We start from the raw sequence: 12,497 nt of genomic DNA, 5'->3' as shown, positions 1-12,497 counted from the left end.
GTGAACCTGGACATAGAGCTCATCACGCCGATAGCGATGGAGGAGGGCGTGAGGTTCGCGATAAGGGAAGGCGGCAGGACCGTCGGGGCCGGGGTCGTAACCAAGGTAGTAGAGTAGAAGAGCCGTGATGCGTAAAAGATTTTTTCTTTCCGCATCACGCATCACGCACACGCATAACGGCCTTTAAGGGGAGATATTGATGAGGGAAATAATCACATTGGCCTGCACCGAATGCAAGCGCAGGAACTACAGCACGACCAAGAACAAGAAGACCACCACCGACAGGCTTGAGCTCAGGAAGTACTGCAAGTTCTGTCGCAGGCACACGGTACATAAAGAGACGAAGTAGGGGTGTATCCCGCCCACGACAACCAGAAGAGTTTACAGGCCAGTAGCTCTAACGGTAGAGCAGCGGTCTCCAAAACCGCGGGTTGGGGGTTCGAATCCCTCCTGGCCTGCCATACATTCTAAAAGGGAGTCCGGTCCGGAACCGGGGGGTAGCGGAGTTATGGAGAAGATAGACAAGGCAAAGCTGTTTCTCTCGGAGGCGAGGGCGGAGCTTAAGAAGGTCACATGGCCTACCAGGCAGCAGGCCACCGCGTCCACGTGGGTTGTTATAGTAGTTGCATTCCTGATGGCGACGTACCTGGGGACGGTAGACCTCCTCCTGGGGTGGGTCGTTCGCCACGCTTTGAATTGAGGTAAGGTTTAATATGAGAGAAAAGAAGTGGTATGTGGTCCATACTTATTCCGGCTACGAGAATAAGGTAAAGGCGGCCATAGAGGAAAAGATAAAGGTGGAGGGTAAGGGCGACTCCTTCGGCGAGGTGCTCGTGCCCTCGGAGAAGGTCGTGGATATGGTCAAGGGTGTCAAGAGGACCACATCCAGGAAGTTCTTTCCCGGCTACATACTGGTCAACATGGACCTGACCGGGGATACCTGGCACCTTATAAAGGGTATCCCCAAGGTAACCGGCTTTGTCGGCGGGGACCAGCAGCCGCCGGCCATCTCGGAGGAGGAGGTCGGGAGGATAACGCGCCAGATGGAGGAGGGCGCCGTTACGCCCAAGCCCAAGGTGCTGTTCGAGAAGGGCGAGAACGTAAGGGTCACCGACGGCCCGTTCACCAACTTTACCGGCCTGGTGGAAGATGTGAAGCCCGAGAAGGGGAAGCTCAGGGTGCTTGTGAGCATATTCGGCCGGGCCACGCCGGTCGAGCTGGACTTCGTACAGGTGGAGAAGTCGTAGAGTTCCATGGCGAAGCCGCGGACTTATAATTTAAGCGAGGTATAGAGGATGGCAAAGAAGATAATAGGACAGATAAAGCTGCAGATCCAGGCCGGAAAGGCCAACCCCTCCCCCCCGGTGGGTCCCGCGCTCGGCCAGCACGGGGTGAACATCATGGGCTTCTGCAAGGAGTTCAACGCCAAGACCCAGAAGCAGGAGGGCATGATAATACCGGTAGTCATAACGGTCTATGCCGACAGGAGTTTTTCTTTCATAACAAAGACACCGCCCGCCGCAACGCTTCTCTTGAAGGCCGCGGGTCTGGCCAAGGGCTCGGGCGCGCCCAACAAGGAGAAAGTAGGCAAGGTGACCGAAAAGCAGGTTGAAGAAATAGCCAGGCTCAAAACGCCGGACCTGACGGCGGCCAGCCTCTCGGCCGCGGTAAAGACCGTCAAGGGTACCGCCAGGAGCATGGGCATAACAGTGGAAGGGTAGGGCGATGGGAAAGAAGTACAATACGGCGAAAAAGACGATAGAGAAAGAGGACTACGGACTTGATGAGGCGTTCGGGCTTCTGCCCGGTACCGCCACGGCCGGGTTCGACGAGACCGTGGAGCTGACCGGCAGGCTCGGGGTGGACCCGAGGAAGGCCGAGCAGATGGTAAGGGGCACCGTGGTCCTCCCGCACGGCACGGGCAAGAAGGTCCGGGTGCTGGTCTTCGCCAAGGGCGAGAAGGAGGCCGAGGCCAGGGAGGCCGGCGCGGACTACATCGGCGGGGAAGAGCTCGCGGAAAAGGTAAAGAAGGGCTTTCTCGACTTCGACAAGGCCGTGGCCACACCGGACATCATGGGTGTCGTCGGCAAGCTCGGGAAGATACTCGGTCCCAGGGGGCTCATGCCAAACCCCAAGACCGGGACCGTCACTTTCGACGTTAAGAAGGCAGTGGAGGAGATCAAGGCCGGCAAGGTGGAGTTCCGTGTGGACAAGGCCGGGTGCGTGCATGTCCCCATCGGGAAGGTCTCCTTCGGCGTCGAAAAATTGAGAGAGAACTTTAATACGCTCATGGAGGCGGTGATAAAGGCAAAACCGTCCGCAAGCAAGGGCACGTATCTGAAGAGCCTTAATATATGCACCACCATGGGGCCGGGCATAAAGCTCGACACGGTGGATGTGAGGAATACCTTTAAGTAAGTAGTCAAGCCGGATCGTCGGAAATGGTCAGAGACAGCAGGTGTCGCCGTATTGTGGCGGCTTAATACCCTGCCGAGGCCGGCCTTTAAAAGAGATGGGGGGGCACCGTCCCCCGCCTTTCGGTATCTTCATTAAAGGGTAGCGTCTCAGGTCTCTCTTCCGTTCCTGGCGTCACAAAGAGACGGAAAGGGGGGATGGAGAAAAAGTGGAAAGAAGCGAAAAGAAAGTTCAGATAGAAGAGCTCAAGGGCAGGTTCGAGAAGGCCGACGCGACCTTCCTGGCCGACTATACGGGCATCAAGGCCGAGGGGATGACCGCGCTCAGGAAGTCCTTGAGAGAGTCGGCGGCGGAGTTCAAGATATCGAAGAACACCCTTACGAGGCTCGCGATAAAGGGCACGAGTTCCGAGAGCCTTAGTGAGCACTTCAAGGGGCCCGTGGCCGTAGCCTTCAGCTATAAGGACGCGGCCGCCACGGCCAAGGTCCTTACCGAGTTCGCAAAGAGCGAGCCCAACTTCGAGATGAAGGTCGGGGTCCTCGGCGACAGGGTTATGGACCTGGCCGAGATCAAGGGGCTGGCGAGCCTGCCCTCCAGGGAGGAGCTCCTTGCCAGGCTCGTAGGTGTATTGAATAACGTACCCACCGGCCTTGTCAGGGTACTCGGCGGCGTACCGCTGAAGCTACTCTACGCGCTTAACGCCATAGGCGAGACGAAGAAAAGTGCTTAATCGGGCCGGATGGCCTTTAAATACAACTTAAACCGTAAAAGACGAGGAGGAGAGAGAGATGGCAGAGGTAAAGAAAGAGGAAGTAGTTAAGTACATAGAGAACATGACGGTAATCGAGCTTGCCGACTTCGTAAAGGAGCTCGAGGAGAAGTTCGGCGTGAGTGCCGCCGCACCGGTAGCGGTTGCCGCGGCACCGGCCGGAGGGGCGGCGGTCGAGGAGAAGACCGAGTTCGACGTGGTGCTGACGTCGTTTGGCGCCGAGAAGATAAAGGTCATAAAGGAGGTAAGGGCCGTCACGGGTCTCGGGCTTAAGGAAGCCAAGGACCTCGTCGAGGGAGCGCCCAAGAGCATGAAGGAGGGTGTCTCCAAGGATGAGGCCGAGGGGATAAAGAAGAAGGTCGAGGCCGCAGGGGCCAAGGTCGAGATAAAGTAGTAAAAGCCGTATGCTTGTGCGCGATGCGTTATACGTAAAAGACTTTCTCTTCCCGCATCACGTGTAACGCACACGTATCACGGCCTTTGACATGGTGAGTGTGCCCGCCGATGTCGGTGGGCAGTTCGTTTTTTAGTAATTTAGCAGCACCGGAAGGAGAGAGGAAAATATGGCTTTCTCTTTAAGTGGAATCAACCTCAGGAAGGACTACTCCCGCATAGGGAAGGTGGTGGACATACCGAACCTCATCGAGGTGCAGGAGAAGTCCTTTGCCGAGTTCCTGCAGCTGGACGCGAAGCCCGGGGAGGTAAAGGACACCGGCATTCAGGGCATATTCAAGGGTGTTTTCCCCATAAAGGATTTTAGCTCCACGGCATCCCTGGAGTTTGTCAGCTACACGCTCCTCGATCCGAAGTACACGGTCTCCGAGTGCCACCAGAAGGGGATGACCTACGCCGCCCCCATAAAGATAATGGTCCGGCTTATCATGTGGGACAAGGACCAGGAGACCGGGGCGCAGACCATACGCGACATAAAGGAGCAGGAGGTCTACTTCGGCGAGATACCGCTTATGACCGGTAACGGCAGCTTCGTCATAAACGGCACCGAGAGGGTCGTCGTCAGCCAGCTCCACCGCTCCCCCGGGGTATTCTTCGAGCACGATAAGGGGAAGGGTTATACCGGCAAGATCCAGTACACCGCGAGGGTCATACCATACCACGGCTCCTGGCTGGACTTCGAGTTCGACCAGAAGGAACTGCTCTACGTCAGGATAGACAAACGCCGGAAGATGCTCGCCACGGTCCTCCTGAAGGCCCTCGGATATTCCGTCGAGGAACTGCTTAACTACTTCTATCCGAGCGAGGAGGTGGTGGTCGAGGGGAGGAAGATACTTAAGAGCGTGGAGCCCGAGTATATAGTCGGGCAGAAGGCGAGCCGCGACATCAAGGACCCGAAGACCGGCGAGATTATAGTCAAAAAGGAAAGGAAGTTCACCCGCGTGGCCGTAAAGAAGCTCGTGGCCGCGAAGATAAAGTATATACCCGTCGAGGTCGACGACATAGTCGGCAGGATAGCCTCCAACGACATAGTGGACCCCAAAACGGGCGAGGTGGTGCTCGAGTGCAACCAGACCCTTACGCGCGAGGTGCTCGACGACATATCCAGGCGCGGCATAGAGAGGTTCAAGCTGCTCTTCATAGAGGCCATGGGAGACTTTTTCAGGGATACGCTCCTCGGCGACCGCACGGGCAACGAGGAAATGAAGTCCGTAGCCGAGTACCGCAAGATAAACCCCGACGACCCCATCACCAACATGACGATGAACGCGAGGGTGGAGATATACAAGAGGTTGAAGCCCGGCGACCCTCCCACGGTGGAGACCGTGAACCATTACTTCCAGAACCTCTTCTTCTCCCCGGACAGGTACGACCTCTCGAAGGTCGGGAGGCTCAAGCTGAACCGCAAGCTCGGAGTGGAAGTCCCTCTCGACAGCACCACTTTGAGGAAAGAGGACATCATAGAGGTGGTCCGCTACCTGATAGGGCTCAAGAACGGTCATGGCATGGTGGACGACATCGACCACCTCGGCAACCGCAGGGTCCGCTCGGTGGGGGAGCTTATAGAGAACCAGTACCGGATAGGGCTCCTGAGGATGGAGAGGGCGGTGAAGGAGAGGATGAGCATGGGGGAGTTGGAGACGCTCATGCCTCACGACCTCATAAACCCAAAGCCCGTTACCGCGGTCATAAAGGAGTTCTTCGGCTCGAGCCAGCTCTCTCAGTTCATGGACCAGACCAACCCTCTTTCCGAGGTCACGCATAAGAGGAGACTCTCAGCACTCGGCACCGGGGGGCTTACCCGGGAGAGGGCCGGGTTCGAGGTGAGGGACGTTCACGCCACGCACTACGGCAGGATCTGTCCCATAGAGACGCCCGAAGGGCCGAATATCGGGCTTATCGTCTCGCTCAGCACCTACGCCAGGGTAAACGAGTACGGCTTCATAGAGACGCCCTACAGGCAGGTGGCGGAGGGTAAGGTCACCGACAGGATAAACTGCCTTTCGGCGCTGGACGAACAGGACCGCGTGATAGCCCAGGCCAACGCGCCGCTGGATAAGGACGGATGCTTCACCGGGGAGTTCGTCTCCGCCAGGAAGGGTGGGGACTTCATCATGGCCAAGCCGGGCGAGGTGACGCTGATGGACGTCTCGCCGAACCAGCTTGTGAGTATCGCGGCCTCTCTCATTCCGTTTTTGGAGAACGACGACGCCAACAGGGCGCTTATGGGAAGCAACATGCAGCGTCAGGCGGTCCCTCTCGTAAAGACCGAGGCCCCGGTCGTAGGCACAGGCATGGAGAGTGTCGTGGCCAGGGACTCGGGGGTTACCGTGGTGGCCAGGAACGCCGGGACGGTGGAGAGCGTTGACGCGGCCAGGGTCGTTATCAAAAATGACGTCGGCGGGGTCGATATCTACAACCTCACCAAGTTCAGGCGGTCGAACCAGAACACGTGCCTGAACCACAAGCCCATCGTCTCCAAGGGGGATAAAGTCGGAAAGGGCCATGTGGTCGCCGACGGACCGTCCACGGACAACGGCGAGCTGGCGCTCGGCAGGAACGTGCTCGTGGCCTTCATGCCCTGGGGCGGGTATAACTTCGAGGACTCCATACTCATAAGCGAGAGGCTTATAAAGGACGACGTCTTCACCTCGCTCCACATAGAAGAGTTCGAGGTGGTCGCAAGAGACATAAAGCTCGGCAAGGAGGAGATAACCAGGGACATCCCCAACGTCGGCGAGGAGGCATTGAAGGACCTCGACGAGAGCGGGATCATACGCGTAGGCGCCGAGATCGGCCCCGGCGATATACTGGCGGGCAAGATAACCCCCAAGGGGGAGACCCAGCTCTCTCCCGAGGAAAAGCTCCTGAGGGCTATATTCGGCGAGAAGGCCGAGGACGTGAAGGATACCTCATTGAGGGTGCCGCCGGGCATAGAGGGGGTCGTGATAGACGCGAAGGTCTTCACCAGGAAGGGCGCGGAGAAGGACGAGAGGTCGAGGTCCATAGAGGATAGGGAGATAGCCAGACTGCACAAGGACCGCGACGACGAGATAAACATAGTAAAGGCCAGCACCTATAACCGTATAAAGAAGCTCCTTACGGGCAAGAAGTCCAAGACCCGCATTACGGACAAGAAGGGGGCCACGCTCCTTTCCAAGGGCAAGGTCATAACCGTCGACGTCCTGGAGGACATCCCCCAGACCAGGTGGCCCGAGATCATACCGGCCGGGGACGAGAAGGCCGAAAAGGACATAGCCAAGGCACAGAACGACTTGAGCGAGCAGATGGACCTCATTAAGGTCGTCTTCAACGACAGGATAAACCGGCTTAAGAGAGGGGACGAGCTCCCGCCCGGCGTCATAAAGATGGTCAAGGTATACATCGTGATGAAGAGGAAGGTCTCGGTGGGGGATAAGATGGCCGGGCGCCACGGCAACAAGGGTGTCATATCGAGGATACTCCCCGAGGAGGACATGCCGTATATGGTCGACGGGACCCCGGTGGACATCGTTCTTAATCCATTGGGCGTTCCTTCCAGGATGAACGTGGGGCAGATACTCGAGACCCATCTCGGGTGGGCGGCGAAGGAGCTCGGCAAGTCCGTGGGGGAGATGATCGACAAGGGGCTAAGCCCGAACACCATAAGAGATAAGATTAAGAAGATTTACGGCTCGCTCGAGTTCAGCAAGTTCATGAACGGCCTTTCCGATAAGGAGGTCCTCGGCGTTGCCCGGAGGCTCAGGGGGGGCGTAACCATGGCCTCTCCGGTCTTTGACGGGGCCACGGAGGAGGACGTCAGGGAGGCGCTGGCTTCCGCGGGGCTGTCCCGGAGCGGCCAGACCGTACTCCGTGACGGCAGGAGCGGCGAGCCCTTCGACCAGAAGGTCACCGTGGGCGAGATGTACATGATGAAGCTCCACCACCTGGTCGACGACAAGATACACGCAAGGAGTACGGGCCCGTATTCGCTCGTCACCCAGCAGCCGCTCGGCGGGAAGGCCCAGTTCGGCGGCCAGAGGCTCGGTGAGATGGAGGTCTGGGCCATGGAGGCCTACGGCGCGGCCCACAGCCTCCAGGAGTTCCTCACCGTCAAGTCCGACGACGTCCCGGGCAGGACCAAGATATACGAGTCTATCGTAAGGGGGGACTATACGCTGGAGCCGACCATTCCGGAGTCCTTCAGCGTGCTGGTGAAGGAGCTCCAGAGCCTCGCGCTCGACGTGAACCTCATGGAGGACGAAGGACAAAGTCAGTGAGTCGGTGAGTCTGGAAATACAGGCACTTTTTTTTAGTTTTCCGTTGCATTGTTCTTAAAACAAGGGGGTATACTGTGGAAAGCCTCATGGCCCTATTTGAAAAGCAAAAGAAACCCACGGACTTCAACGCCATAAGGATTACCATCGCCTCGCCGGAGAGGATAAGGGAGTGGTCCCACGGCGAGGTGAAGAAGCCCGAGACCATAAATTATCGCACCTTCAAGCCGGAGAGGGACGGACTTTTCTGCGCCAAGATATTCGGCCCCGTCAAGGACTTCGAGTGCAACTGCGGTAAGTATAAGAGGATGAAGCACAGGGGGGTGGTCTGCGAGAAGTGCGGCGTGGAGGTAATCCCTTCGAAGGTAAGGCGCGAGAGGCTCGGCCACATAGAGCTCGCCACCCCGGTTGCACACATATGGTTCATGGGGAGTCTCCCCTCGAGGATAGGGGCGGTGCTGGACATGACGCTCAAAGAGGTGGAGCGGGTGCTCTACTACGAGAACCACATCGTCATAGACCCCAGGGATACCGCCCTCACCGAGGGGGAGCTCTTAACCGAGGAGAAGTACCAGCAGGCCATGGAGAAGTACGGTCTCGACAGCTTCGTGTCCGGCATGGGGGCCTCGGCCATAAGGGAGATGCTCAAGAGGTGCGACCTGGAGAAGCTGTCGGCCGAGCTCAGGGACGGGATGAGCAAGACCGCCTCCGAGGCCAAGAAAAAGAAGATAGTCAAAAAACTCAAGGTGGTCGACGCCTTCCTCTCCTCGGGCAACAGGCCGGAGTGGATGATACTCGAGACCATCCCGGTCCTGCCGCCGGACTTAAGACCGCTCGTCCCGCTCGACGGCGGCAGGTTCGCCACCAGCGACCTGAACGACCTCTACCGCCGCGTGATAAACAGGAACAACCGGCTTAAGAGGCTCATGGAGCTTAACGGTCCCGAGATAATCATAAGGAACGAGAAGAGGATGCTTCAGGAGGCCGTGGATGCGCTCTTCGATAACGGCAGGCGCGGCAGGGTCATAACCGGCCAGAACAAAAGGCCGCTCAAGTCACTTAGCGACATGATAAAGGGCAAGGGCGGCAGGTTCAGGCAGAACCTGCTCGGTAAGCGTGTCGACTACTCCGGCCGTTCGGTCATCGTCATAGGGCCCGACCTGAGGCTTCACCAGTGCGGGCTCCCGAAGAAGATGGCGATCGAGCTCTTCAAGCCCTTCATCTACCAGAAGTTGGAGGAGAGGGGATACGCGACGACCATAAAGAGCGCGAAGAAGATGCTCGAGAAGGAGAGACCCGAGGTCTGGGACGTGCTCGACGAGGTAGTAAAGGAGCACCCGGTGCTCTTGAACCGCGCTCCCACTCTCCACCGCCTCGGCGTGCAGGCGTTCGAGCCGCTCCTTATCGAGGGCAAGGCCATCCAGCTCCACCCGCTCGTGTGTACCGCCTTCAACGCCGACTTCGACGGCGACCAGATGGCCGTGCACGTACCACTCTCGGTCGAGTCCCAGGCCGAGGCCAGGGTGCTGATGATGTCCACCAACAACATCCTTTCTCCCGCGAGCGGAAAGCCGATTATCGTGCCCACCCAGGACATAGTGCTCGGGCTCTACTACCTGACGCGCGAGAGGTTCGGCGTGAAGGGCGAGGGCAAGAGGCTCTCCGGCTTCGACGAGGTCAGGGCCGCTTTCGACGCGGGAGAGCTGCACCACCAGGCGAAGATAAAGGTAAAGGTGGACGGCGAGCTGGTCGATACCACCGTGGGCAGGATCATTTTAAGGGAGGTGGTGCCCGCTGCCATAGCCTTTAGCGAGATAAACAGGGTAATGGACAAGAGGCAACTGGCCGACCTTATAGACATCTGCTACAGGAGGGCCGGGAACAAGGAGACCGTTATTCTCGCCGACAGGCTCAAGAACCTCGGTTACCGCTACGCCACCAAGGCGGGTGTCTCGATCTGCATCGACGACATGAAGATACCCGTAAAGAAGGAGGCGTTACTCAATAAGGCTTACGGCGAGGTAAGGGAGATACAGAGGCAGTATAACGAGGGGCTCATAACAGACGGCGAGAGGTACAACAAGGTCATAGACATCTGGGCCCAGGCGACCGAGGAGGTGGCCGATGAGATGCTCAAGGAACTCGGCACGGATACCGTAAAGGACGAGGAAGGCAATAAGAGGAAGGTCCCGAGCTTCAACCCCATATTCATGATGGCCGACTCCGGCGCCCGGGGCTCCTCCCAGCAGATACGCCAGTTGGCCGGGATGAGGGGCCTTATGGCCAAGCCGTCGGGAGAAATAATAGAGACCCCCATTACCGCCAACTTCAGGGAGGGCCTCACCGTGCTCCAGTACTTCATATCGACCCACGGCGCGAGGAAGGGTCTGGCCGACACCGCGCTTAAGACCGCCAACTCCGGCTACCTTACCAGGAGGCTCGTGGACGTCGCCCAGGACGCGATAATGGTCGATGAAGACTGCGGCACGCTCGACGGCATCTACCTGTCTTCGCTCGTCGAGGGCGGCGAGATAATCGAGCCCATAGGCGAGAGGATACTCGGAAGGGTCGCGTTGGAGGACGTGGTCGACTCCTTCAGCCAGGAGGTTATCGTCTCCGCCAACGAGGAGATAGACGAGGAGAAGGTGGGGCGCATTGAGGAGGCGGGTATCGACAGGGTGAAGATAAGGAGCGTGCTCACATGCAGGAGCGTGAGGGGGATATGCGTTAAGTGTTACGGCAGGGACCTCGCCAGGGGCAAGGTGGTGGATATGGGCGAGGCCGTGGGCGTAATAGCGGCCCAGTCCATAGGCGAGCCCGGAACCCAGCTTACCATGAGGACCTTCCACATAGGCGGCACGGCGAGCAGGAGGGCCGAGCAGACCACGCTCGAGGCGAGGCACGAAGGGGCGATTAAGCTCATGAACCTCCATACGGCCGTGAACTCCAAGGGCGAGACCATCGTTATGAACCGTAACGGCGAGGTGGCCCTGCGGGACGATGAGGGCAGGGAGCGCGAGAGGACACCCGTCATATACGGCGCCAGGCTTAAGGTGACCGAGGGCCAGAACGTGACCTCCGGTACGACCCTGGCCGAATGGGACCCCTACACCATACCGATACTTACGGAAACGAGCGGTATCGTCAAGTTCGGGGACGTGGAGGAAGGCAAGACCATGCGCGAGCAGCTCGATGAGGTCACCGGCCTTTCCAGCAAGGTCGTGGTCGCCTACAGGGAGGGAGACCTCCGGCCGAGGGTCTCGATAAAGGACGAGGCGGGCAGGACCCACAAGGTCTCCGGCACCAGGAGGGAGGCACGCTACATGCTCCCGCTCAGCGCGATAATCACCTCCGGCGAGGGCGACAAGGTCAAGGCCGGCGACATAGTGGCCAAGATACCGAGGGAGACCACAAAGACGAAGGACATAACCGGCGGACTCCCCAGGGTGGCCGAGCTCTTCGAGGCCAGGAAACCCAAGGAATGCGCGATTATAAGCGAGATAGACGGAGTCGTGTCGTTCGGCAAGGACACCAAGGGCAAGAGGAAGATAGAGATAGTGCCCGAGACCGGCGAGCTCAAGGAGTACCTCATACCCAAGGGCAAGCACATAAGCGTCAGGGAGGGGGACCAGGTCGTGGCCGGAGAGCCGCTTATGGACGGCAGCGCCAACCCGCACGATATCCTGAGGGTGCTCGGCGTGAAGGAGCTCGCGAAGTACCTGGTCGACGAGGTCCAGGAGGTTTACAGGCTCCAGGGCGTCAAGATAAACGACAAGCACATAGAGGTGATCGTCAGGCAGATGCTCCAGCGGGTCAATATAAAGGACAGCGGGGATACCAAGCTCCTTGTGGGCGAGCAGATCGAGAGGTATCTCTTCGAGGAGGAGAACGAGCGGATCCTGGCCAAGGGGAAGATGCCCGCGGTGGCAGAGCCGCTCCTGCAGGGGATTACCAAGGCCTCTCTCTCGACCGAGAGCTTCATCTCGGCAGCCTCTTTCCAGGAGACCACGAAGGTGCTCACCGGTGCGGCGGTCGAGGGGAAGATAGATAGGCTGAGGGGGTTGAAGGAGAACGTTATAATGGGGCGTCTCATACCCGCCGGCACGGGTTTCAGGGACTACAAGGGGGTGGTGGCGCGCTTTGATGACGAGGAAGAAGAGGAGGCGCGGGAGCCCGAAAGGGTTGAAAGGGCCGCGAAGGTCGAAGAAAAGGTCGAGGGAGTCGCTATAACTCCTTGACAGCACGCCCAAGAGTTGATAAAATTATAAACTTTTAATCCGTATGTAATGCGGTCGCCCGCAAGCGGCGTCCCACCTTGGAGGTAAGTGCTTTAAATGCCTACAGTAAATCAGCTTGTACGTAAGGGAAGGAAGAGGCCCAAACACAAGACCGCCTCGCCGGCCCTTGAGTCTTGTCCCCAGAAAAGGGGGGTATGCGTCAGGGTATATACCACCACGCCAAAGAAGCCGAACTCGGCCTTGAGGAAGGTGGCAAGGGTCAGGCTCACCAACGGTATGGAGGTAACCTCCTACATACCCGGAATAGGGCATAACCTCCAGGAACACTCGGTCGTGCTCATAAGGGGCGGCAGGGTGAAGGACCTC

At 58.4% G+C, this 12,497-nt stretch carries 11 protein-coding genes and 1 tRNA gene; all 12 read left to right on the top strand.

What is annotated here, in order from left to right:
* Positions 1 to 117, top strand: a 117-nt coding sequence (locus tag V3W31_01255) for an elongation factor Tu (protein MEE9613566.1), incomplete at its 5' end; no start/stop codon positions are given.
* Positions 118 to 199: 82 nt separating this feature from the next.
* A complete protein-coding gene (gene rpmG, locus V3W31_01250; GenBank protein ID MEE9613565.1) occupies positions 200 to 349 on the top strand; it encodes a 50S ribosomal protein L33 in 150 nt (49 codons plus the stop codon).
* Between the two features lie 36 nt (positions 350 to 385).
* Positions 386 to 461, top strand: a tRNA-Trp gene (locus V3W31_01245).
* A 47-nt stretch (positions 462 to 508) separates the two neighbouring features.
* Complete coding sequence (gene secE, locus V3W31_01240; protein MEE9613564.1) at positions 509 to 700, top strand: preprotein translocase subunit SecE; 192 nt, start codon at positions 509 to 511, stop codon at positions 698 to 700.
* A 13-nt stretch (positions 701 to 713) separates the two neighbouring features.
* On the top strand, positions 714 to 1,247 hold the full coding sequence (nusG, locus tag V3W31_01235; GenBank protein MEE9613563.1) for a transcription termination/antitermination protein NusG: 534 nt from the start codon (positions 714 to 716) through the stop codon (positions 1,245 to 1,247).
* 48 nt (positions 1,248 to 1,295) lie between these two features.
* Positions 1,296 to 1,721: a 50S ribosomal protein L11 gene (gene rplK / locus V3W31_01230; GenBank protein ID MEE9613562.1), complete on the top strand. Its 426-nt coding sequence runs from the start codon at positions 1,296 to 1,298 to the stop codon at positions 1,719 to 1,721.
* A 4-nt stretch (positions 1,722 to 1,725) separates the two neighbouring features.
* Positions 1,726 to 2,418 (top strand): 50S ribosomal protein L1, encoded by a 693-nt coding sequence (rplA, locus tag V3W31_01225; protein MEE9613561.1) that lies wholly within the window; start codon positions 1,726 to 1,728, stop codon positions 2,416 to 2,418.
* Between the two features lie 205 nt (positions 2,419 to 2,623).
* Positions 2,624 to 3,145 (top strand): 50S ribosomal protein L10, encoded by a 522-nt coding sequence (gene rplJ, locus V3W31_01220; protein ID MEE9613560.1) that lies wholly within the window; start codon positions 2,624 to 2,626, stop codon positions 3,143 to 3,145.
* A gap of 58 nt (positions 3,146 to 3,203) precedes the next feature.
* A complete protein-coding gene (gene rplL, locus V3W31_01215; GenBank protein MEE9613559.1) occupies positions 3,204 to 3,578 on the top strand; it encodes a 50S ribosomal protein L7/L12 in 375 nt (124 codons plus the stop codon).
* Between the two features lie 169 nt (positions 3,579 to 3,747).
* Complete coding sequence (rpoB, locus tag V3W31_01210) at positions 3,748 to 7,896, top strand: DNA-directed RNA polymerase subunit beta (protein ID MEE9613558.1); 4,149 nt, start codon at positions 3,748 to 3,750, stop codon at positions 7,894 to 7,896.
* A gap of 74 nt (positions 7,897 to 7,970) precedes the next feature.
* Positions 7,971 to 12,131, top strand: coding sequence for a DNA-directed RNA polymerase subunit beta' (gene rpoC / locus V3W31_01205; GenBank protein MEE9613557.1), 4,161 nt, complete (start codon positions 7,971 to 7,973; stop codon positions 12,129 to 12,131).
* Between the two features lie 96 nt (positions 12,132 to 12,227).
* Positions 12,228 to 12,497: 30S ribosomal protein S12 (rpsL, locus tag V3W31_01200; protein ID MEE9613556.1), on the top strand; the 270-nt coding region annotated here is incomplete at its 3' end.

Source organism: Thermodesulfobacteriota bacterium (assembly GCA_036482575.1).
Lineage (GTDB): Bacteria > Desulfobacterota > GWC2-55-46 > GWC2-55-46 > JAUVFY01 > JAZGJJ01.
The sequence above is the reverse complement of the archived record's forward strand: the minus strand, read 5'-3'. Positions and strand labels throughout refer to the sequence as shown.